Genomic DNA, 21715 nt, shown 5'->3' with positions numbered 1-21715 from the left:
CTTTGTCTAATAACGCGGGAATCAACTACTCGCCAGGGGATCGGGGCTGAAGCAATGGAAGGATTGAACGACTGGCTGGGTGCGATGCAGGCAGAGTGGCTGGGTTACGGTCCCCTGGTGGTCAGCGGCGGGCTGGTTGCGGTGGGCTTGCTACTGCACATGCTGCTCGGGTTTATTGTGCGCCGCTTGCACCGGGTGGCCGGGCACAGCAATAACCGCTGGGACGATGTGGTGATCAGTGCGCTGGAGGTGCCGCTGCGACTGGTGCTGTGGGTGGTGGTGATCTGCCTGTTGCTGGTGCTGCACACCGCGGGCGAGGGTTGGCGCAGTTTCGTGTTCGAGGCCTATGACACTGCCCTGGTCCTGTTGCTGGCCTGGTTCCTCCACCGCCTGGTGTACTACAGCGAAATTGAATTGCTGAGCGGGGACCGGGGTCAGAAAACGTCCACTGACAAGGCCACTGTGCACGCCATTGCCAAGCTCCTGCGTATCACCTTGTGGGTGCTGGCAGCGCTGATGGCCCTGCAAAGTATCGGTGTTTCAGTATCCGGCCTGCTGGCCTTCGGCGGTATTGGCGGCATCGCCGTCGGCTTCGCGGCCAAGGATCTGCTGGCAAATTTCTTCGGAGCCATGACCATCTTCCTCGATCGCCCCTTCGCCCCGGGCGACTGGATTCGCTCGCCGGACCGGGAGATCGAGGGCACCGTGGAAGAGATCAGCTGGCGCCTGACCCGTATTCGCACCTTCGACCAGCGCCCCCTCTATGTGCCCAACGCGGTCTTCAGCCAGATCGCGGTGGAAAACCCCTCGCGCATGCTCAACCGGCGCATTTACGAAACCATCGGCCTGCGCTACCAGGACAGTGCCGCCATGGGCGATGTGGTGGCGGCGGTGCGGAGCATGCTGGAGTCTCACGAGGAGATCGACACCGGCCGCACCCTGATTGTGAACTTCGTCAGTTTTGGTGCGTCGTCGCTCGATTTCTTTGTCTACGCCTTTACCAAAACCACGGTGTGGGTGGAGTATCACCGCATCAAGCAGGAGATCCTGTTGAACATCCTGCAGATCATCCACGACCACGGTGCCGATGTCGCCTTCCCGACCCGCACCCTGCACCTGCAACAGGTGGAGGCGGAAATTGCCGCCGGCGAGGGAGCTGCCGCGGAACAGGACGGCGGGGTATGAGCTGCCTTGGCATCATCGGCGGCACCGGCCTGTCGGACCTGCCGGAGCTGGTGGCCTACGGCGAGCACGAAGTCAGCACACCCTATGGCGCGCCCTCTGGCCCGCTCCTCGAGGGGCGGTTGGGGGAGGCCGCGGTGTTTTTCCTGCACCGCCACGGCGGGCCGGCCACTATTCCCCCGCACCGCATCAATTACCGCGCCAATATCTGGGCCATGCAGTCACTGGGCGCCAGCGACGTTGTGGGGATCAACGCGGTGGGCGGTATCGGTGCGGCCATGCACCCGGGGCGCCTGGTGATACCGGACCAGATCATCGACTACACCTGGGGGCGCGAGCACAGCTTTGACGACGGCCGCGACGGCCGCCTGCTGCACATCGACTTCACCGAGCCCTACGATCGCGAGCTGCGGCTGGCCCTGCTGGCAGCTGCGGAAACGGAGCAGATCGACTGCGAGCGGGCCGGGGTGCACGGGGTCATGCAGGGGCCGCGCCTGGAAACCGCCGCCGAGGTGCGCAAGCTCGCCCGCGACGGCTGCGACCTGGTGGGTATGACCGGCATGCCGGAGGCGGCCTTGGCCCGGGAGCTGGGCCTGTCTTACGCCGCGGTGTGCATGGTGGTGAACCCGGCCGCCGGCCTCGGCGATGTGCCCCTGTCCCAGGCCGCCATGCACCAGATTCTGAACCGCGAAGCGGCGGTGGTGGGGCGCTTGCTACAGACCCTGGTGGCCGCTCGTTTCACCGGCGCCGACTAGCTGCTGCGCGGCTTGCTGTTCTTCCGCGCTGTACTGCTCCAGTTGCTCCGGCGACAGCGGCGTCAACTTCACCACGGCACCCATCATTGGATGGTCGATATAGTGCACTTCGCTGCTGCGCATGCGTCGCCGCTGCTCCAGCAGCACTGCGTGTCGATAGGGGTAGACCGGTGCGGCCCGTGAACCGGCGTCGCTGTCCTGATTTGTAGCAAGGTCGTCGGCGGGCTCTGCCGCTAGCGCTTCCCCGGCTGGCTCGCTCTTTTCATAGGCCCCAATGGCGGCCAGGTCCACAGGCTTTTCGATAACCAGCGAGGCGGGGGCCAGGGGTGGCGCGGGCATGCGCCAGTCCCCCGGTAGATAGCTGCCGTCGGTATTCAGCCAGAGGTGGGTGCTGAGGTGCAGGTAGCGGGCAACATAGAGTTTCACACTGCCCTGCAAAACGGGATAGCGCCCTTCGCTGCCGGAGTCGTCGATCACGATGGCGCGAGCCTGCTTTTCCTCCGCCACCGGTTGCAGCCAGCTCTGGTGGAACAGTACCCGGTAGCTGCCCTGCTTTTCCATGTAGGCGGCCTTGCCACGAAATTCCAGTTCACTCGCGGGCCTTACCAACCAGGGCTGGGGCAGCTGTGGCTTCTGCTCCTCTTCAGTTTCAGGTTCGGTAACGGGGGGAGCGGCGGCTTCACTGTCGCCGCGGCGTGGAATATCCGTGGCCTGTGCTTCGTACGCCGGTTCCGGCTGTGCTTCCTGCGGCGGCTTGAAGGTAATGACCTGTCTGCCCTGGGGGTCAATGCTGCTGTCGCCACCCGGGTGGCTGGCGATGCGCTGTTGCACCCGCTCGGGGTAGACGAGGAAGCGGTAGCGCTCGGGATAGGCCAGTGCCGGCTCCGGGTCCCAGCGCTCCTGCGAGGCGGCTGCCGAGCCGCCCTGACTGAATACCAGCAACTCCACCCGGTACCAGCGCTGGGCGCTGTCGGTCTCTGTGTCCGCCGGGTTCTGGGGCCAGGCGATGACCGGGAATAGCAGGCCGAGCAGGGGGGCGAGGGCGGTCAGGTAGGCTTTCATCAGGCGGCGTTATCCGTGGCGTCTTGGGCAAAGGTATCCAGCAGTTGCTCGGCGAACTGGCGGCGCTGTTCCGGCTCTTCCAGCTCGCCCTTGAAGCGCAGCCGGGTGGCACCGGCCAGTTGATAACCGGCCGGGTCAGACTGTACCAGCTTCACCAGCGACAGGGGATTGACCCGGGTATTGTCGTTGAAATCGATAGTACCACCCTGCGCACCGACCTCAATGGCGCGAATACCGAGTTTCTCCGCGGCGATGCGCAGGCGCGATACCTGCACCAGGTTGTTAACCTGGGGCGGCAGCAGGCCGAAGCGGTCGATCATTTCCACCTGGATTTCCCGCAGCGCGTCTTCGCTGCTGGCGGCGGCAATGCGCTTGTACAGCACCAGGCGCGTATTGATATCCGGCAGATAGTCCTCGGGTATCAGCGCGGCAGTGTGCAGGTTGACCTCGGTGCCGGCATCCAGAGGCGCATCGATATCGGGGATTTCGCCCCGCCGCAGGGCCGCCACTGCGCGCTCCAGCATCTGCATGTAGAGGCTGAAGCCGACGCTGTGAATCTGCCCGCTCTGCTCATCCCCCAGCAATTCGCCGGCGCCGCGTATCTCCAGGTCGTGGGTGGCCAGCAGGTAGCCGGCGCCGAGATCGCCGGCGGCCTCGATGGCCTCCAGTCGCTTTTCGGCGTCGGGCGTGATGGCGGAGCGCGGTGGGCACAGCAGATAGGCGTAGGCCTGGTGGTGGGAGCGGCCGACGCGGCCGCGCAGCTGGTGCAACTGGGCCAGGCCGAATTTGTCGGCGCGCTCGATAATGATGGTATTGGCGTTGGGGATGTCGATGCCGGTTTCAATAATCGTGGTGCACAGCAGGATATGGTGGTGCTGGTGATAGAAGTCCGACATGACCTTTTCCAGTTGGTGCTCGCGCATCTGGCCATGGGCCACCGCGATGGATAGGTCTGGCAGCAGTTCCCGCAACTTGCTGGCGGTCTGCTCGATGGTCTTCACTTCGTTGTGCAGGTAGTACACCTGGCCGCCACGCAGGGTCTCGCGCAGCACCGCTTCCTTGATCAGGGCGATGGTGTGCTCGCGTATAAAGGTCTTGATCGACAGCCGCCGGGCCGGCGGGGTAGCGATGATGGACAGGTCGCGCATGCCGCCGAGCGCCATGTTCAGGGTACGGGGGATCGGCGTGGCGGTGAGGGTGAGGATGTCCACTTCCGCCCGCAGGGCCTTGATGGCCTCCTTCTGCTTCACGCCGAAGCGGTGTTCCTCGTCGATGATCAGCAGCCCGAGGTCCTCGAAGGCGAAGTCCTGCCCCAGCAGTTTGTGGGTACCGATAAGGATGTCGATCTCGCCGCTGGCCACCCGTTTGCCGACGGCCGCCAGCTCCTTGCCGCTCTTGAAGCGCGACACCACCTCGACGTTAAAGGGCCAGTCGGCGAAGCGGTCGGCAAAGGAGCTGTGATGCTGTTGCGCGAGGAGGGTGGTGGGCACCAGTACGGCGACCTGCTTGCGGTTGGCGGCGGCGATAAAGGCAGCGCGCATGGCCACTTCGGTCTTGCCGAAGCCGACATCGCCACACACCAGCCGGTCCATGACACGGGGGCTCGCCATGTCGTCCAGCACCGCTTCGATGGCCGCGGCCTGGTCGGCGGTTTCCTCGAAGGGGAAGGTGGCGGCGAAAAGATCGTAGTCCGGCTGCGGGATGTCGAACTGGTATCCCTGGCGCGCCTCCCGCCGGGCGTAGACCTCCAGCAGCTGCGCCGCCACGTCGGAGGCGCGCTCGCTGGCCTTGCGCCGGGCCTTGTCCCACTGGTCCGAACCCAGCTTGTGCAGTGGCGCCAGTTCCGGGTCGGCCCCGGCGTAGCGGCTGATCAGCTGTAGCGACGACACCGGCACATAGAGGCGCGAACCCTGGGCGTAGTCCAGGGTCAGGAATTCGTTGGTCTGGCCGTCCACATCCAGGGTCTGCAGGCCGACGTAGCGGCCCACACCGTGCTCCAGGTGCACCACCGGGACGCCTTCGCGCAACTCGGAGATGTCGCGGAAAATATTGGCGTTGCTGGTTTCCTCGGCCTTGCGCCGGCGGCGACGCTGGGCCACCCGGGCGCCAAACAGCTGGCTCTCGCACACCAGCGTGGGGGAGGCAGGGCCGAAGTACATGCCCCGGTCCAGCGGCGCCGTGGCGATGGCGAATGGCTCGCCGCTGGCTTCGAAGTCGGCCCAGTCGTCCACCGTGACCGGCTGCAGCCCCTCCTGTTTGAGGCTGTCCAGCAACATCTCGCGGCGCCCGGCGGACTCGGCGCACAGCAGCACCGGCCCCTGGTGGGTGTCGATAAACCGCGCCAGCCGTGCCATGGGTGCCTCGCGGTTGTCAGCGGCGGGCAGTTCCGGTGGCGGCAGGCTGGGGGTCTGTACATGGGTCGGGGCGTCGGGGTTCACGCGCAGTTCCAGTACCGCGCGCCGGCCCAGCAGCTGGTAGAGCTCCTCTACCGGGGTAAAACAGCGCGCCGGCGGCAGCAGGGGCCGCCGCGGATCGATGCCGTACTCCTCGAAGCGGTGGCTGGCCTCGCACCAGAAGCGCTGGGCCGCTCCGTGGTGATCGCCGATAGTCACTACCGGGGTATCCTCCGGCAGGTAGTCCAGCAGGGTACCGCAGCGCTCGAAGAACAGCGGCAGAAAGTACTCGCAGCCGCCGGGGGAGCGCCCGGCGCTGACTTCGCTGTAAACCGGGCAGGCGTCGTGATCGACCTCGAAGGCCTCGTACCAGTTGAGCTGGAAGCGGCCGATGGCAGTGGGGTTGAGGGGGTACTCCCGCGCCGGTAGCAGGTTGATGCGGTCGACTTTTTCGACGGTGCGCTGGCTCTCCGGATCGAAGGTGCGCAGGGTGTCCACCTCGTCGTCGAGCAGGTCGATACGGAAGGGCGTCTCCGAGCCCATGGGGAAAATGTCGAGCAGGGAGCCGCGCAGGGCGAACTCGCCGTGTTCGTAGACGGTGTCGACGTTGCGATAGCCATTGCGCTCCAGGTTGCGGCGAAAGGTATCCACGTCCACGGTATCGCCCGGCGCCAGCACCAGGCTGCTGCCGGCGATATACTCGGTGGGCGCGATGCGGTGCATCAGGGTCGGCATGGGTACCACCAGCACGCCGCCGCGCACCGAGGGCAGGCGGTGCAGGGTGGAGAGGCGCTCGGAGATGATGTCCTGGTGGGGCGAGAAGCTGTCGTAGGGCAGGGTCTCCCAGTCCGGAAAGGCCAGCAGCTCGATGCCGGGTGCCAGGAAGAAGGGCAGTTCGCGCTCCAGGGTGATGGCGGCACTGGTATCGGCGGTGACCACCAGAAGCAGGCGTTCGCGGCTTGCCAGTTCCGCCACACAGCGCGTCTGGGCGCTGCCGTACAGGGGCCCCAGGGCGGTGCGACTACCGGCCCTGGCGGGCCACGGTGTGTTGGCGAGAAGGGTCTGGAACATGGGCGTTACTGGCTCTGGCTGACGGAGTCCCGACCTGTCGCCGGGCCGGGGGCGCTATTGTACGGGCAAGGTGCAAGTGCCTCCACCCGCCCGGGGCGGACTGCCCCGGAAAACGCGGTGTGTAAATATGCCCGTGCGCCTTGCCCCCGGCGGAACGGGTGAGGATAATACGCGCGCCCAAAACCCGACCCGACCCGCACTAGAAAGGTATTCCACAGTGAGCGAACGCAAAAGAGAGCGCCCGGCAGATTACTTCCGGGACTGGAAAGAGCGCGAAGCGCTGGCCGAAGGCATGATCCCGCTGGTAGGCAAGTTGTCCCGCGAGCGCAACGTCAAGTGCTACGTATACGGCAAGTCACTGGTGAACCGCTCTGTGCTGGAGATCATGAAAGATCACCGCTACGTGCGCCAGGTCGAGAAAAACGAGCTTTCCGAGTTTGAAACCTTCCCGGTGCTGGAGGCCCTGAGCAAGCTGGCCCTGGGGTCCGCCCACATTGATATCGGCCGCCTGGCGGTCAACTACTACGACCGCGGCCACGGCGCCGGCAAGTCGGTTGAAGAGTATGTGACCGAGCAGGTCAGTGACCTGATCGGCTGCACTGAGAAGCCCGTCTCCGAGCCCCGCGATGTGGTGCTCTACGGCTTTGGGCGCATCGGTCGCCTGATGGCCCGCATCCTGATCGACAAAACCGACGGTGGCGACAGCCTGCGCCTGCGCGCCGTGGTGGTGCGCAAGGGCAAGGCGCCCAACGACCTGGTCAAGCGCGCCAGCCTGCTGCGTCGCGACTCGGTACACGGCGCCTTCGAGGGCACTATCCGGGTGGACGAGGAGCACGAGTCCTTTGTGGCCAATGGCAACGAAGTGAAGGTGATCTACGCCGACTCGCCCTCGGAAATCGACTACACCCAGTACGGCATCAAGAATGCCATCGTGGTGGACAACACCGGTGTGTGGCGCGACGAGGCGGGCCTGTCCCAGCACCTGCAGTGCCCCGGCGTCAGCAAGGTCATACTGACCGCGCCTGGCAAGGGCGACATGAAGAATGTGGTGGCCGGCATCAACAATGACATCATTGAAGATTCCGATACCATTATCTCCGCCGCGTCCTGTACCACCAACGCCATCGCGCCGCCCCTCAAGGCCATCGATGACGAGTACGGGATCATCACCGGCCACGTGGAGACCGTGCACGCCTACACCAACGACCAGAACCTGATCGACAACTACCACAAGGCCGAGCGCCGCGGTCGCAGCGCGCCCCTGAACATGGTGCTGACCGAGACCGGTGCCGCCAAGGCGGTGGCCAAGGTGCTGCCGCAACTGGAGGGCAAGCTCACCGGCAATGCCATCCGTGTGCCGACGCCGAATGTGTCCATGGCCATTCTCAACCTGACCCTGGGCCGGGCCACCGACAAGGAATCGCTGAACGAGTTCATGCGCAACGCGGCCCTGCATTCGCCGATGCGCAAGCAGATCGACTACTCCAATTCGCCGGAAGTGGTGTCGTCCGACTTTGTGGGTTCCCGTCACGCCTGTATCTATGATGCCCAGGCTACGATCGTCAACGGTACCCAGGCGGTGGTCTACCTGTGGTACGACAACGAATTCGGCTATAGCTGCCAGGTGTACCGCATCCTCGAGCAGATGGCCGGTATTGACTACCGGGTCTATCCGAAGGAGGCGTGAGCCGCGGTACTGGCAGGGAAAACCTGTTCAGAATCAGATAGCTGCTCCCCCTGTTGCGACAGTGGTCATGCGGGGGGGCATTCCGCTATAATGCGCGCGGCTCGAATCCGGGTGGCGGATTTTGCCTGTTTTTACGGCAAAAATGCTAACTGACCCGCTAGTTACGGCAGCACAATCGCCGGGCTTCAGTCGGGTCTCCAGTCGCTATATTTAATGAAGTTCTCAATCTGCAGGCAGATCGTATGATCAAGATCAAGCGGGGCCTGAATATCCCTTTACAGGGTGCGCCCCAGCAAACAATTACCAATGCCCCTGCCGCTCGTGCTGCCGCGCTGGTGGGCTTTGACTATGTCGGCATGAAGCCCACCATGGAAGTCGCCGTCGGCGACACCGTGAAAGCGGGACAATTGCTGTTTACCGACAAGAAAACCGAGGGGGTGCGCTACACCGCACCGGCCGGCGGTACCGTCGCCGCCATCAACCGCGGCGCCAGACGCGTGCTGCAGTCGGTGGTTATCGAGGTCGGTGCAGACGAGGCCTTCGAGACTTTCCCGGCCCACGATGCCACAGCCGCCCGCGCCCTTGACGGCGCCGCCGTGCGCGAGCAACTGGTGCAGAACGGCCTGTGGACAGCCCTGAGGACCCGCCCTTTCAGCAAGGTGCCGGGGCCTGCCACCGATGCCGCGGCCCTCTTTGTTACCGCGGTGGATACCCATCCGCTGGCCGCGGACCCGGCGGTGGTGATTGCCGGGCAGCAGGACGCCTTTGCCCTGGGTCTGGACCTGCTGGCCAAGTTGCTGGATGGCCCCGTCTACCTGTGCAAGGCCGCCGGCAGCGATATACCGGCCGGCAGTGCCGCCAGCATTGAAGTCCACGAATTTGCCGGCCCCCATCCCGCCGGTCTCGCCGGCACCCACATCAACCTGCTGCGCGGCGGTGTCACCGCCGACAAGCCGGTATGGACCATCGGTTATCAGGACGTGATCGCCATCGGTCGCACCTTCCTCGACGGCAAACTGTATACAGACCGGGTGATCGCTTTTGCCGGCCCGCAGGTGGATGAGCCGCGTCTGCTGCGCACCCGTATTGGCGCCGATCTGCAGGCGTTGTGCGCCGGCCAGGTAAAAGACGGTGAAAACCGGATCATCTCCGGCTCCGTTCTGGGCGGTCGTACCACCCACGCCCCCACTGCCTACCTCGGTCGTTATCACAATCAGGTATCGGTACTGCTGGAAGGACGCCAGCGGGAGTTTCTGCGCTACCTGAGTCCGGGCGCCCAGCGTCACTCCGCCCTCGGCATCTACCTGAGCAACCTGTTTGGCAGCAAGCCCCTGGCCATGACCACCAACACCAACGGCTCCGAGCGCGCCATGGTGCCGGTGGGTAGCTACGAGCGTGTGGTGCCCATGGATATGCTGCCCACGCAGCTGCTGCGCGCTCTGATTGTCGGCGATACCGAGACTGCCCAGGCCCTGGGCTGCCTGGATCTGGACGAGGAGGATCTGGCGCTGTGTACCTACGTCTGTCCGGGCAAGTATGAATACGGCCCCATCCTCAGGGACAACCTGACACGCATCGAGAAGGAGGGTTAATCCCGTGGGACTGCGCAAGATTCTCGACAACATGGAACACCACTTCCAGGACGGTGGTCGCTACCAGAACTGGTACGCCCTCTACGAAGCGGTGGATACCATCTTCTATTCTCCCGGCTCGGTGACCAAGAGCAATGCCCATGTGCGCGACGGTGTAGACCTCAAGCGCATCATGATTACGGTGTGGTTCTGTGCCTTCCCGGCCATGTTCTACGGCATGTACAACCTGGGTTTCCAGGCCAACGACATCATCGCGGCCCACGGCGGCGAAGTGGCCGGCTGGCGCGGAGCCCTGATCGGCATGTTCGGTGGCTACGACGCCGGCAGCCTGTGGGACTGCTTCTTCTTCGGTGCCCTCTACTTCCTGCCCATCTACCTGGTGACCTTCGTGGTCGGCGGTTTCTGGGAAGTGCTGTTCGCCATGAAGCGCGGTCACGAGGTCAACGAGGGCTTCTTCGTCACCTCCATCCTGTTCGCCCTGACCTGTCCGCCGGACATCCCACTGTGGCAGGTCGCCCTGGGCATCAGCTTCGGTGTGGTGATCGGCAAGGAAGTGTTCGGTGGTACCGGCAAGAACTTCCTCAACCCGGCCCTCACCGGCCGCGCCTTCCTGTACTTTGCCTACCCGGCCTCCATGTCCGGCGATGCCGTATGGACGGCGGTTGACGGCTACACCGGCGCGACTCCGCTGTCTGTGGTGGCTTCCGGCGGCATGCCGGCACTAGAGGCGCAATGGACCTGGATGGACGCCTTCCTGGGCAACCTGCCGGGCTCCATCGGCGAGACCTCCACCCTGGCCATCCTCATCGGCGGCGCGGTACTGCTGCTGATGCGCATCGCCGCCTGGCGCATCGTGGCCGGCGTGTTCCTCGGCATGGTGGCCCTGTCGACCCTGATGAACCTGGTCGGCTCCGACACCAACCCGGCCTTCGCCATGCCCTGGTACTGGCACCTGGTGACCGGTGGTTTCGCCTTCGGCATGATGTTCATGGCCACCGATCCGGTATCCGCCGCCATGACCAACGGCGGCAAGTGGGCCTACGGCATCCTCATCGGCCTGATGGCCGTACTGATCCGCGTGATGAACCCGGCCTTCCCGGAGGGCATTATGCTCGCCATCCTGTTCGGCAATATCTTCGCTCCGCTGACGGATCACTTCGTGATCCAGGCCAACATCAAACGGAGGCTCGCCCGTGTCCAGTAACGACGGCATCAAGAAAACACTGATCGTTGCCTTCTCCCTGTGCATCGTATGTTCCGTGGTGGTGTCCACCGCCGCGGTAGTATTGAAGCCCACCCAGGAGGCCAACAAAACCCTCGATCGCAAGCGCAACATCCTCGCCGCGGCGGGTATGCTGGAAGAGGGCATTTCCATCGACAAGCAGTTTGAGCAGGTGGAAACCCGCATTGTCGATCTGCGCACCGGCAAGTACAGCGATGAGGTGGATCCGAAGAGCTACGACCAGCGCAAGGCATCCAAGGATCCCGCCACCTCCAGGGACTTGAGCCAGGAAGAGGACATTGCCAGTATCAAACGGCGCGCCGACTACGCCGAGGTCTACCTGGTCAATGACGCCCAGGGCAAACTGGACCGGATCATCCTGCCGGTACACGGCTACGGCCTGTGGTCCACCCTCTATGGCTTTATGGCCCTTGAATCCGACCTCAACACCGTCGTCGGCCTGGGTTTTGCCGAGCACGGTGAAACCCCCGGGCTCGGTGGCGAAGTGGATAACCCCAGCTGGAAGGCCAAGTGGCCTGGCAAAAAGGTCTACAAGGACGGCGAGGTCGAACTCGGCCTGATCAAAGGCACTGTCGACCCGTCCGCCCCCAATGCCGACTGGCAGGTCGATGGCCTGTCCGGTGCGACCCTGACCTCCAACGGGGTGAGCAACCTGGTCCAGTTCTGGCTGGGTGAGCAGGGCTACCAGCCCTTTATCGAAAACCTGAAAGCCGGGGAGGCCTGAGATGTCTGAGATGAAGGAAACACTCACGCAGCCCATTCTGCGTAACAACCCGATTGCCTTGCAGATTCTCGGGATCTGCTCGGCGCTGGCGGTGACCACCTCGATGCAGGTGACCGTGGTGATGTGTATCGCCCTGACAACAGTGACCGCTTTCTCCAACCTGTTCGTGTCCAGCATCCGCAAGCACATTCCCGGCAGTATCCGCATCATCGTGCAGATGATCATCATTGCCTCGCTGGTGATCGTGGTGGACCAGGTGCTCAAGGCGTACGCCTTTGAAATCAGCAAACAGCTGTCGGTGTTCGTCGGCCTGATCATCACCAATTGCATCGTGATGGGCCGTGCCGAAGCTTTTGCCATGAAGAACCCGCCGCTGCCGAGCTTTGTCGATGGTATCGGCAACGGTCTCGGTTACTCGGTGGTGCTACTGGTGGTAGCTTTCTTCCGCGAGCTGCTCGGCGCTGGCAAATTATTCGGTATCCAGATTCTCCCGGTGGTGACCGAGGGAGGCTGGTACAACCCCAACGGCCTCATGCTGCTGGCCCCCAGCGCGTTCTTCCTTATCGGCCTGTTCATCTGGGCGCTGCGCTCCTGGGACAAGACCCAGGTCGAAGAGCCCGACTTCAAGATGGCCAAACACACCGCTGTCGAGGAGGCCGCGTAAATGGAACACTATCTGAGCCTGTTTATCCGTGCCGTGTTCATCGAGAACATGGCCCTGGCCTTTTTCCTCGGCATGTGTACCTTCCTGGCGATTTCCAAGAAGGTGCAGGCAGCGCTGGGGCTGGGCATTGCCGTGGTGGTGGTGCTGACCATCACCGTGCCGGTGAACAACCTGATCTACAACAATCTGCTCGCCGATGGCGCGCTGGCCTGGGCCGGTCTGCCCGACGTGGACCTGTCGTTCCTCGGCCTGCTGTCCTATATCGGGGTGATCGCGGCCATCGTGCAGATCATGGAGATGTTCCTGGACAAGTTTGTGCCGGCACTCTACAACGCCCTCGGCGTGTTCCTGCCGCTGATTACCGTGAACTGCGCCATCCTGGGTGCTTCACTGTTCATGGTGGAACGCGACTACACCTTCGGCGAAAGTGTGGCCTTTGGCTCCGGTGCCGGGGTCGGCTGGGCGCTGGCGATTGTGGCCCTGGCGGGTATCCGCGAAAAGCTGAAGTACTCTGATATTCCCGCCGGCCTGCAGGGCCTGGGTATCACCTTCATTACCGTCGGCCTGATGTCGCTGGGCTTCATGTCCTTCGGCGGCATCTCCATCTAAGCGGGGCGAGAGGTAGCAATGGAAATCAACACAATCTTTCTCGGCGTCGGCATGTTCACTGCAATCGTGCTGGCGCTGGTGTTTATCATTCTGTTCGCCCGCTCACGCCTGGTGAGCAGTGGTGATGTGAGCATCGAGATCAACGGCGAAAAGACGATCACAGTACCTGCCGGTGGCAAGTTGCTGCAGACACTGTCTGAGAGCGGCCTGTTCCTGCCTTCCGCCTGTGGTGGGGGCGGCACCTGTGCCCAGTGCAAGTGCATCGTCAACGAGGGAGGCGGCTCCATGCTGCCCACCGAAGAAGGTCACTTCACCCGTCGCGACGCCCAGGAGGGTTGGCGCCTGTCCTGCCAGACTGCGGTCAAGCAGGACATGAAGATCGAGGTGCCGGAAGAAGTCTTCGGGGTGAAGCAGTGGGAGTGCACGGTTGAGTCCAACCCGAACGTGGCCACCTTCATCAAGGAACTGACACTGAAGCTGCCGGAAGGCGAGAACGTGGACTTCCGTGCTGGCGGTTACGTGCAGCTGGAATGCCCGCCGCACCTGGTCAAGTACGAAGACTTCGACATCGACGAAGAATACCGCGGCGACTGGGAGCGCTTCGGCTTCTTCAAGATGCAGTCCGAGGTGAAAGAGCCCGTTATCCGCGCTTACTCCATGGCCAACTATCCGGAAGAGCGCGGCGTTGTGAAGTTCAATATCCGTATTGCCACGCCGCCCCCCGGCAGCGAAGGCATTCCGGCCGGCCAGATGTCGTCCTGGGTGTTTAACCTGAAGCCGGGCGACAAGGTCACCGTATACGGGCCCTTCGGTGAGTTCTTCGCCAAGGACACCGACGCCGAGATGGTCTTTATCGGCGGTGGTGCCGGTATGGCGCCGATGCGCTCGCACCTGTTTGACCAGCTCAAGCGACTCAACAGCAAGCGCAAAATCTCCTTCTGGTATGGCGCACGCTCCCTGCGCGAGATGTTCTACCAAGACGAGTACGACCAGCTGGCGGCGGAGAACGACAACTTTGAGTGGCACGTAGCCCTGTCTGATCCTCAGCCCGAGGATAACTGGGACGGCCTCACCGGGTTTATCCACAATGTGCTCTACGAGGAGTACCTGAAGAACCACCCGGCGCCGGAGGACTGCGAGTACTACATGTGCGGCCCGCCGATGATGAATGCCGCGGTGATCCAGATGCTGACCGACCTCGGCGTCGAGCCGGAAAATATCATGCTGGACGACTTCGGCGGCTAGGTGAAAAGTACTGGCCCAGGCATAGAAAGCCACTCTCAGGGGTGGCTTTTTTGTATTCTGCTGCCCCTGCTGTGGATGCTGGCCGGTTGTGGCGAGCATAGCAGTGGCGCTGGAGATGCTGTACAACTGGCAGGCGACACCATGGGCACCACCTGGCATGTGACCTATGTGGCGCCCCCATCGGCCCCGCCCGCAGACACGCTGCAGGCCGGGCTGGAGGCAGAACTCGAATCGGTCAATGACAGCATGTCGACCTATCGGGAAGACGCCGAGATCAGCGCCTTCAACCGGCTCCCCGTGGGGCAGTGGTTGACGGTTTCCGCGCCCTTCATGACGGTGCTGCGGGCGGCGCTGGAGATCGGCGAGCAGAGTGATGGCGCCTACGATGTGACGGTGGCCCCGCTGGTCAACCTGTGGGGCTTCGGGCCCGGGCGCGGTGCCGCGAAGGTGCCCGCAGCGGAGACCATTGCCGCCCTGCGCGAGCAGGTTGGCCAGGGTAACCTGGACATCGATGCAGAGGGCAGCCGGGTTCGTAAAACCCGCGAGGTCAGCCTCGACTTTTCCTCCATTGCCAAGGGCTATGCGGTGGATCGCCTGGCAGAGTACCTGTTGGTGCAACCTGTCAGTGATTTTCTTGTCGAAGTAGGTGGCGAGATGCGCCTGGCGGGTGCCAGCCCGCGCGGTGACCGCTGGCGAATTGCCATCGAACAGCCCTCGGCCGGGGGCCGGGCACCGGCCGTGGGCCTGTCGCTCAGCGATGTGGCTGTGGCGACTTCCGGCGATTACCGCAACTTTTTTGAGCTGGACGGCAAGCGTTTTTCCCACAGTATCGACCCGCGCACCGGCTACCCGGTAGCCCATGACCTGGTGTCGGTAACGGTTCTGGCGGAGACCGCCATGCGCGCCGACGCCTGGGCCACCGCTCTGGTGGTGCTGGGGGCGGACGAAGCCATGCGAGTGGCCAGCGAGCTGGGGCTGGCGGTATATTTCATCAGGCGGCAGGGCGAGGGTTTTGCCGCCAGTCATACAGATGCCTTTTCTCCCTGGCTGGGGGAGGGCGCAACAGAGCAGGCCCCCGGTGGGCCGCAGAGGTGAGCATGACCATTTTTCTGATGAGTACACTGGTGTTTGCCGCGGTGATCGCGGCCATGGCAGTGGGTGTGATGGCGGGGCGCGCTCCGATCAAGGGTTCCTGCGGTGGCATCGGCGCACTGGGTATCGACCAGAGCTGTGAAATCTGTGGTGGTGATCCCAAGCGCTGCGACGAGGAAACCCGCGCCGGAGAAGGCGACACCAAGGCCGTATTCTACGACGCCAGCGACAAGCGCTAGGCGCGCTCGGGCAGGGACGCGCATCGCTTGCGGCCATTCTCGACACTGGCGGACCACTACGCGCTGTTCATCGGGCTGCGTTACAGCTTCAGCCGCAAGCGCAGCCGCTTCACCGGCCTGATTGCCCTGGTCTCCATGCTCGGCATGGTGCTGGGTGTGGCCAGCCTGATCACCGTGCTCTCGGTGATGAATGGCTTCGCCGGCGAGTTGCGCCAGCGCATTCTGTCGCTGGTGCCCCACGCCTATATCGAGTCCACCAGCGGCGGCATCACAGACTGGCGAGCGCTTGTTGAACAGGTAACGGCGCAACCCGGCGTCGTGGCCGCTTCCCCCTATATCAGTGACAAGGTGATCTTCGGTGGACCTTACCTGATGCACGGCGGGGTCCTTACCGCAATTGATACCGCCAGTGAAGGAAACGTATCGCGGATGCCGGAAGCCATCGTCACCGGCTCCCTGGCTGCGCTGGATAGCACACCGTTTTCAGTCATTCTCGGCGCCTCGCTGGCACGCGTTCTCGGCGTCATGCCAGGGGACACTGTCGAGGTCACCCTGCCGCGCATCACCGTGACGCCCCTGGGGGCATTTCCGCGCAGCAAGCGGCTGCAGGTGGTCGGTTTGTTCGAAGTCGGCGCACAGCCTGACACCTACCAGGCCTATGTCTCGCTGGACAGCGGCCAGAAGCTGTTTGGCGAGCAGGGACGGGTCGGCGGCCTGCAGGTAAAAACCGTGGATCTTTACCAGGCGCCGGATATCGCCGGGCAGCTGCGCCGGCAGCTGCCCGATGATAGTGAGGTGCGGGACTGGAGTCAGACCCAGGGCTCGCTGTTTCGCGCGATCAAAATGGAGAAAATCATGGTCAGCCTGTTGCTGCTCAGCGTGGTGGCGGTGGCCGCCTTCAATATTGTGTCGACCCTGGTGATGTCGGTGGCGGAGAAGCGCCGGGATATCGCTGTGCTGCGCACCATGGGCGCCAGCGCGCGAGGCGTGATGGCGGTGTTCGTGGCCCACGGACTGGGTCTTGCCCTGGCAGGCATCAGCATTGGCGCGCTGCTCGGCGCGTTGCTGGCGTCCTACATCGCCCCGGTCACTGCCTTCGTGGAGGGCCTGCTCGGGGTAAAGCTGTTCGACCCGAACGTTTACTTCATCAGTGAATTGCCCTCGGTCCTGATGGGGCGCGATGTGGCGGTGGTGGTGCTGGCATCGTTGTTGCTCAGTTTGCTGGCCACACTGTACCCGGCCTGGCGCGCCGCCCAGGTGGCGCCGGCGGAGGTGCTGCGCTATGAGTGAGCCAGTGCTGCGCTGTGAGAACCTGGGCCGCGTCTACAGCGACGGCGACCAGCATGTGCAGGTGCTGGACGGGGTCGAGTTCACTCTGCTGCCCGGTGAAACGGTCGCCGTGGTGGGCGCCTCGGGCTCCGGCAAGTCGACCCTGCTCAACCTGCTGGGTGGACTGGATGACCCCAGCAGCGGCCGGGTACTGATGGCGGGGCAGGACATTGCCGCGCTGGATGAACGCGCCCGCTGTCGCCTGCGCAACGCCCGTATGGGCTTTGTGTACCAGTTCCACCACCTGTTGCCGGAATTTGATGCGGCGGAAAATGTCGCCATGCCGCTACTGATTGGTGGCGAACGCCGCGCGCGTGCGGCAGAGCGGGCGGCGGCGATGCTGGAGCGGGTGGGCATGGCCCATCGCCTGCGGCATCGGCCGGGCCAGCTGTCTGGTGGCGAGCGCCAGCGCGTCGCCATCGCCCGCGCCCTGGTGGCGGCGCCGGATGTGGTATTGATGGATGAGCCGACCGGCAATCTCGATCCGGATTCGGCGGCCCAGGTGCTGGCCCTGATCGACGAACTGGGCCGGGAGCAGGCCGCCTTCGTGGTGGTTACCCACGACCCGGGCATCGCGGCGCGCATGCACCGGACCCTGGAACTGGTACAGGGCAGGCTGCGGGCGCGCCCGTGAGTTTCGCGGAGAAACTGCGCTTCGCCCTGCGCTACAGCTTCGCCTTCGGGCGCGGCCATCTATCGACCTTTCTGTCGTCGCTCTCCATGCTCGGGCTGGTGTTGGCCATTACCCTGCTGGTCACCGTACTGTCGGTGATGAACGGCTTCGACCGGGAGATGCGCGAGCGGATTCTGTCGCTGGTGCCGCATATCACCCTGCAGGCCCACCAGGGAATGGTGGACTGGCGCCAGCGGCTCGAACCGGTGGCCCTCCACCCGGATGTGACTGCGGTGCGGCCCTTTGTGCAGTTCAATGCCCTGTTCATGCACGGGCGGCGCATTGAAACCGCGCAGGGGCTGGGAGTACCTACCCAGGGTGATGTGGGGGCGCTGCTGACCAGCCTGGGGCCGGAGGCCTATCAGTCCTTCGCCGGCACCGACAACGGGCTGGTACTGGGCAAGGGCCTCGCCGGGCGCCTGGGCCTGGCGCCGGGCGCCAACCTGACGCTGATCGTACCGGGGCAGGGCGGGTCAGAAGCCCGCTTTGTCCAGGTCGAACTCAGCGCTGTGCTCGACACCGGAACGGAACTCGACGAAAGCATCGCGCTGGTGGACTTCGACTTCGCCCTCGACAGACTGTCGCCCGATGGCCGGGTCAGCGGTCTCCAGGTGGAAACCCGCGACCTGTTCGACGTGGCCCGTATTGGCTGGGAGCTGGTGCAAAACCTGCCGCCGGGCTACTACGCCAGCAACTGGATGCAGACCCACGGCAACCTCTACGCCGCCATCCAGCTGTCGCGCGACCTGGTGTCCATCCTGCTGTTTTCCATTATCGCGGTGGCCGCGTTCAACGTGGTGTCGTCGCTGGTGCTGGTGGTTTTCGACAAGCAGGGTGATATCGCCATCCTGCGCACCCTCGGCGCCAGCGGCGGCGATATCGGCTGGGTGTTCGTCCTGCAGGGGGCGGTGATCGGCCTGGTCGGGGCTGCGCTGGGTTGCCTGTTCGGCGTGGGACTGGCGCTGGCGGTGCCCGGGCTGGTGGACGGCCTGGAGCGGCTGCTGAACTACCGCTTCCTGAACACCGATGTCTATCCCGTGTCCTTCCTGCCAGTGGATGTGCTGGCCTCTGACGTGCTGCTGGTGGGTGGCGTAGCCTGGGCAATGTGCGTGCTGGCGGCCCTCTATCCGGCCCTGCGAGCAGCCCGCCTGGCGCCGGCCCAGATCCTGCATCAGGAGGGCTAGCCGGCCTCCCTGGCCTGCTGCCGACGCAGTTTGCGCGCCTTCCAGCGATTGGCAACGTGCAGACGCCACAGCATGCTGATCACGAAATAACCCAGCGAACCGAAGAACAGGCCGCACACCAGGCAGCCCAGTAGCAGCGGCTGCCAGATGGCGTGCAGGCTTTCACTGGCCCACTCCAGGCTGAGTTGGAAGTGGATGAACTGCACCGGCTCGTTCATCAGCAGCGCGCCCACCCGGTAGGCCAGGTAGAACAGGGCCGGGATCGTCAGGGGATTGGTGACCCAGATCAACGTGACTGCCAGGGGCAGGTTGCAGCGCACCAGAATGGCGAGCAGGGCCGCGAATACCATCTGTCCGGGCAGCGGGATAAAGGCCACGAACAGACCGATGAAAAACGCCATCGACGCCGAATAGCGGTTCAGGTGCCAGAGGTTGGGCTGGTAGATCCAGTCGCCGAGGAAGCCCAGCATCTTGATTTCCCGGAGCCGGGCCGGGGAAGGCATGATCTGTTTGAGGGTGTGCTTGGGCATCGCTGGCCTGAATTGGTGTGTGATCCCTCTGTCGCTTGTGGTCGACTGGCGATTCCGGCGCCTTGCGTCGCAACGGCAGAGGCCGGCCATTATGCCCACAATCGCCGGGGTTGCCCACTGATGGGGGCACTGCCGCTGGTGCTGGCAATCGGTTTGCTGGCAACGGGGTGGTTGCCGCGCCTGCCCGGGGCCGCGGAGCAGGTCGGTATGGCGCTGACGGCCCTGGTGCTTGCCTGCTCCCGCTGGCGAGCCACAGGCATCGCCCTGGCGGCCCTTGTGGTGGGAGTACTGATTGCCTGTTACTTTGGTCAGGCGCTATTGTCTCGCGCGCTGCCAAAGGACTGTGTGCGCCTTCCTGTACAGGTTGAGGGGCGGGTTGTATCGCTGCCGCGGGTAAGCCGCTTCGATCCCGAGACCCGGCAACAGCGATTCGAGTTTGCCGTCAGCAGCGTGAGCCCGGCCAGGTGTAGTGGCCCCCGTCGCCTGCTGTTGTCCCACTATGGCGACGAGGTGCTTGCTCCCGGCGAAAGCTGGCGCTTCGAAGTGCTGCTCCGGCGCCCCTGGGGGCTGGTGAACCCCGGGTCCTTCAACATGCAGGCTTGGTTTGCGCAGACCGGCATCGATGCCACCGGCAGTGTTCGCAGCCGCGACGGTGCGGCGCAGCGTCTGCCTGTCCCCCAGCATGGTTTATGGCACCACCGCCTGCGTGGCAGGCTGAGTGAGCGCATTGGCGCACTGAGGCTGCCCGCAGACAGCCAGGCGGTGTTGCAGGCCGTTACGGTGGCCGACCGCAGCGCGCTCGACAGCGATCTCTGGCGGCTTTTCCAGGTGTTTGGCCTGAACCACCTGCTGGTGATCTCCGGCTTGCACATCGGGCTGGTGGCCGGCCTGGGCTACCTGCTGGGCAGGGTGCTGGTGTTGCCACTCCAGTGGGCCGGATATACGGGTGCGGGACTGTTACTGCCGGCATTGACGGCACTGGTGCTGGCGGTGTTCTATGCGGCGCTCGCCGGCTTCTCGCTGGCCACGGTTCGCGCCCTGACCATGCTGTTTTGCGTGGTTGCGGCCAGTTGGCTGGGGCGCGGGGCCGGGGCCTGGCACAACCTGTTGCTGGCGGCACTGGTGCTGTTGCTGTGCAATCCGCTGGCCGGGCTGGGCAGTGGTTTCTGGCTGTCATTTGGTGCTGTCGCCTGCCTGCTGTGGCGCCTGCAGTGGGGCAGCGGACGCAGCGGGCCGCTGCAGATGATTCTCACACATGTCTATATGGCACTGGCGATGGTACCGCTTGCCGGTGGCTGGTTTGGCGGCGCCAGCCTGGTCTCAGCCCCCGCCAACCTGCTGGCGGTCCCTCTGCTGGGACTGTGGGTCGTGCCCCTGTCGCTATTGGCGACCGGGCTGGCCCTGCTGGAGACAGGGCTGGCCGACACCCTGTGGCGCTGGGCGGCTGTACCGCTGAATACCCTGTTGCCCCTGGCAGCCACCTTGCAGCAGGCGCGTCCCGCCTGGCTGTACTGGCATTTCAGCCCGGGCCCGGCGCAACTGGCATTGGCGGTGGTGGCAGTGGGTCTGGCTGTTTTCCCGCTGCCGCGCTGGCGGCGATTCGCCGCGCTGTGCCTGTTGCTGGCGCCCGCACTTCTGCCGCCAAAGCAGGCCAGGACCGCCGGGCCAAACGCCGTACACCTGGCGTTTATCGACGTGGGGCAGGGCACTTCGGTGCTGTTGTACGACCGTGAGCGCGCCCTGTTGTACGACACCGGCGGAGGGGTGCCCGGCGGTCCAACCGTTGCCGACAGTGTGGTGGTGCCGCTGCTGCGCCAGCGAGGTATTCGCCACCTGGACACCCTGGTGCTGAGTCACGGTGACAGCGATCACAGCGCCGGCTGGCGGGATGTGGTGGACAGCGTTCGGGTCGACGCGATTCTGACCGGGGCCGACCTCGACATCGCGGGCGCCCGTCGTTGTGTGGCCGGCAGGGCCTGGCAGTGGCCCGGTGCCGGTGTCGTCGTAAGAATCCTGGCGCCGGCCCTGGAGGCCTCATCCGGGCTTTCCAGCAACAATGCCTCCTGTGTTCTGCAGGTTCAGATTGGCGGCGAGGGCCTGTTGCTGGCTGGCGATATTGATGTCGAGCGGGAGCGGGAGCTGGTGCGCTACTGGCGCAGCGATTTACGGAGCGACTGGCTGCTGGTGGCCCACCACGGCAGCAAGACCTCCAGCGGATTCGCTTTTCTCAAACAGGTGGCGCCGGCCCATGCGGTAGTCAGCGCCGGTTACGCCAATCGTTTTGGCCATCCCCACCCCGGGGTGGTCGCGCGCTTACAGGCAGAGCGCAGCAGGGTGTGGTACAGCGCGAGTGAAGGGGCGCTGGAAGTGATTTTCCGGCCCGGCCAGGCGCCACAGGTCATTTCCCATCGGCGCCAGAGGCCGTACTACTGGCAATGAGC

The 21715-nt window shown here is 64.3% G+C and carries 18 protein-coding genes; 15 read left to right on the top strand and 3 right to left on the bottom strand.

From position 1 onward, the window contains the following. Nucleotides 1-54 precede the first annotated feature (54 nt). Together FVW59_RS04790 and FVW59_RS04785 are read left to right on the top strand one after the other, a co-directional pair. On the top strand, nucleotides 55-1185 hold the full coding sequence (locus tag FVW59_RS04790) for a mechanosensitive ion channel family protein (protein WP_148063109.1): 1131 nt from the start codon (nucleotides 55-57) through the stop codon (nucleotides 1183-1185). Next, on the top strand, nucleotides 1182-1937 hold the full coding sequence (locus FVW59_RS04785; protein WP_187275768.1) for an S-methyl-5'-thioinosine phosphorylase: 756 nt from the start codon (nucleotides 1182-1184) through the stop codon (nucleotides 1935-1937). The genes FVW59_RS04790 and FVW59_RS04785 overlap by 4 nt, the downstream gene beginning before the upstream one ends. Here FVW59_RS04785 and FVW59_RS04780 read toward each other — a convergent pair. After that, on the bottom strand, nucleotides 1896-2999 hold the full coding sequence (locus tag FVW59_RS04780; protein WP_187275767.1) for a CsiV family protein: 1104 nt from the start codon (nucleotides 2997-2999) through the stop codon (nucleotides 1896-1898). The genes FVW59_RS04785 and FVW59_RS04780 overlap by 42 nt on opposite strands. Then, nucleotides 2999-6463 (bottom strand): transcription-repair coupling factor, encoded by a 3465-nt coding sequence (gene mfd / locus FVW59_RS04775; protein ID WP_148063108.1) that lies wholly within the window; start codon nucleotides 6461-6463, stop codon nucleotides 2999-3001. The genes FVW59_RS04780 and mfd overlap by 1 nt, the downstream gene beginning before the upstream one ends. Nucleotides 6464-6680: 217 nt before the next feature. Here mfd and FVW59_RS04770 point away from each other — a divergent pair, with 217 nt between their 5' ends. The 12 genes from FVW59_RS04770 to FVW59_RS04715 all read left to right on the top strand — a co-directional run bounded on the left by FVW59_RS04770 (nucleotide 6681) and on the right by FVW59_RS04715 (nucleotide 18744). Then, nucleotides 6681-8150 carry a glyceraldehyde-3-phosphate dehydrogenase gene (locus tag FVW59_RS04770; protein ID WP_246139635.1) on the top strand — a complete coding sequence of 490 codons (1470 nt, stop codon included), beginning with the start codon at nucleotides 6681-6683 and terminating at the stop codon, nucleotides 8148-8150. 242 nt (nucleotides 8151-8392) lie between these two features. After that, complete coding sequence (locus FVW59_RS04765) at nucleotides 8393-9742, top strand: Na(+)-translocating NADH-quinone reductase subunit A (protein WP_148063106.1); 1350 nt, start codon at nucleotides 8393-8395, stop codon at nucleotides 9740-9742. 4 nt (nucleotides 9743-9746) lie between these two features. Continuing rightward, nucleotides 9747-10946, top strand: coding sequence for an NADH:ubiquinone reductase (Na(+)-transporting) subunit B (locus tag FVW59_RS04760; RefSeq protein WP_148063105.1), 1200 nt, complete (start codon nucleotides 9747-9749; stop codon nucleotides 10944-10946). After that, nucleotides 10936-11709, top strand: coding sequence for a Na(+)-translocating NADH-quinone reductase subunit C (locus FVW59_RS04755; protein WP_148063104.1), 774 nt, complete (start codon nucleotides 10936-10938; stop codon nucleotides 11707-11709). Before FVW59_RS04760 ends, FVW59_RS04755 begins: the two co-directional genes overlap by 11 nt. Nucleotide 11710: 1 nt before the next feature. Beyond that, nucleotides 11711-12373: an NADH:ubiquinone reductase (Na(+)-transporting) subunit D gene (locus FVW59_RS04750; protein WP_148063103.1), complete on the top strand. Its 663-nt coding sequence runs from the start codon at nucleotides 11711-11713 to the stop codon at nucleotides 12371-12373. Further along, nucleotides 12374-12982 carry an NADH:ubiquinone reductase (Na(+)-transporting) subunit E gene (gene nqrE / locus FVW59_RS04745; protein WP_148063102.1) on the top strand — a complete coding sequence of 203 codons (609 nt, stop codon included), beginning with the start codon at nucleotides 12374-12376 and terminating at the stop codon, nucleotides 12980-12982. A gap of 18 nt (nucleotides 12983-13000) precedes the next feature. After that, on the top strand, nucleotides 13001-14227 hold the full coding sequence (gene nqrF, locus FVW59_RS04740) for an NADH:ubiquinone reductase (Na(+)-transporting) subunit F (protein WP_148063101.1): 1227 nt from the start codon (nucleotides 13001-13003) through the stop codon (nucleotides 14225-14227). A 141-nt stretch (nucleotides 14228-14368) separates the two neighbouring features. After that, nucleotides 14369-15322 (top strand): FAD:protein FMN transferase, encoded by a 954-nt coding sequence (locus tag FVW59_RS04735; protein ID WP_187275766.1) that lies wholly within the window; start codon nucleotides 14369-14371, stop codon nucleotides 15320-15322. A gap of 2 nt (nucleotides 15323-15324) precedes the next feature. Further along, nucleotides 15325-15558, top strand: a complete 234-nt coding sequence (gene nqrM / locus FVW59_RS04730; RefSeq protein WP_148063099.1) for a (Na+)-NQR maturation NqrM — start codon at nucleotides 15325-15327, stop codon at nucleotides 15556-15558. 27 nt (nucleotides 15559-15585) lie between these two features. Further along, a complete protein-coding gene (locus tag FVW59_RS04725; RefSeq protein WP_246139634.1) occupies nucleotides 15586-16848 on the top strand; it encodes a lipoprotein-releasing ABC transporter permease subunit in 1263 nt (420 codons plus the stop codon). After that, nucleotides 16841-17521, top strand: coding sequence for an ABC transporter ATP-binding protein (locus FVW59_RS04720; RefSeq protein WP_148063098.1), 681 nt, complete (start codon nucleotides 16841-16843; stop codon nucleotides 17519-17521). Before FVW59_RS04725 ends, FVW59_RS04720 begins: the two co-directional genes overlap by 8 nt. Next, entirely contained in the window at nucleotides 17518-18744 is a 1227-nt protein-coding gene (locus tag FVW59_RS04715) for an FtsX-like permease family protein (protein WP_148063097.1), read from the top strand. Before FVW59_RS04720 ends, FVW59_RS04715 begins: the two co-directional genes overlap by 4 nt. On the opposite strand, the gene FVW59_RS04710 is transcribed toward FVW59_RS04715, so the two are convergent. Continuing rightward, nucleotides 18741-19274: a DUF2062 domain-containing protein gene (locus FVW59_RS04710; protein ID WP_148063096.1), complete on the bottom strand. Its 534-nt coding sequence runs from the start codon at nucleotides 19272-19274 to the stop codon at nucleotides 18741-18743. The two genes, FVW59_RS04715 and FVW59_RS04710, sit on opposite strands and share 4 nt — an antisense overlap. Nucleotides 19275-19394: 120 nt before the next feature. Between FVW59_RS04710 and FVW59_RS04705 the strand changes: the two genes are divergently transcribed. Then, entirely contained in the window at nucleotides 19395-21713 is a 2319-nt protein-coding gene (locus FVW59_RS04705) for a DNA internalization-related competence protein ComEC/Rec2 (protein WP_148063095.1), read from the top strand. The last annotated feature ends 2 nt before the right edge of the window (nucleotides 21714-21715 follow it).

This window comes from Parahaliea aestuarii, assembly GCF_008064635.1.
In the GTDB taxonomy this organism is placed as follows: domain Bacteria; phylum Pseudomonadota; class Gammaproteobacteria; order Pseudomonadales; family Halieaceae; genus Parahaliea; species Parahaliea aestuarii.
The sequence above is the reverse complement of the archived record's forward strand: the minus strand, read 5'-3'. Positions and strand labels throughout refer to the sequence as shown.

Bases quoted from the DNA above. Each gene is read 5' to 3' on its own strand.
- FVW59_RS04790 (WP_148063109.1), top strand. From the start codon at position 55: ATGGAAGGATTGAACGACTGGCTGGGTGCGATGCAGGCAGAGTGGCTG.
- FVW59_RS04705 (WP_148063095.1), top strand. From the start codon at position 19,395: ATGGGGGCACTGCCGCTGGTGCTGGCAATCGGTTTGCTGGCAACGGGG.
- FVW59_RS04780 (WP_187275767.1), bottom strand. From the start codon at position 2,999: ATGAAAGCCTACCTGACCGCCCTCGCCCCCCTGCTCGGCCTGCTATTC.
- FVW59_RS04720 (WP_148063098.1), top strand. From the start codon at position 16,841: ATGAGTGAGCCAGTGCTGCGCTGTGAGAACCTGGGCCGCGTCTACAGC.
- nqrM (WP_148063099.1), top strand. From the start codon at position 15,325: ATGACCATTTTTCTGATGAGTACACTGGTGTTTGCCGCGGTGATCGCG.
- mfd (WP_148063108.1), bottom strand. From the start codon at position 6,463: ATGTTCCAGACCCTTCTCGCCAACACACCGTGGCCCGCCAGGGCCGGT.
- FVW59_RS04710 (WP_148063096.1), bottom strand. From the start codon at position 19,274: ATGCCCAAGCACACCCTCAAACAGATCATGCCTTCCCCGGCCCGGCTC.
- nqrE (WP_148063102.1), top strand. From the start codon at position 12,374: ATGGAACACTATCTGAGCCTGTTTATCCGTGCCGTGTTCATCGAGAAC.
- FVW59_RS04765 (WP_148063106.1), top strand. From the start codon at position 8,393: ATGATCAAGATCAAGCGGGGCCTGAATATCCCTTTACAGGGTGCGCCC.
- FVW59_RS04735 (WP_187275766.1), top strand. From the start codon at position 14,369: ATGGGCACCACCTGGCATGTGACCTATGTGGCGCCCCCATCGGCCCCG.
- FVW59_RS04785 (WP_187275768.1), top strand. From the start codon at position 1,182: ATGAGCTGCCTTGGCATCATCGGCGGCACCGGCCTGTCGGACCTGCCG.
- FVW59_RS04750 (WP_148063103.1), top strand. From the start codon at position 11,711: ATGTCTGAGATGAAGGAAACACTCACGCAGCCCATTCTGCGTAACAAC.
- nqrF (WP_148063101.1), top strand. From the start codon at position 13,001: ATGGAAATCAACACAATCTTTCTCGGCGTCGGCATGTTCACTGCAATC.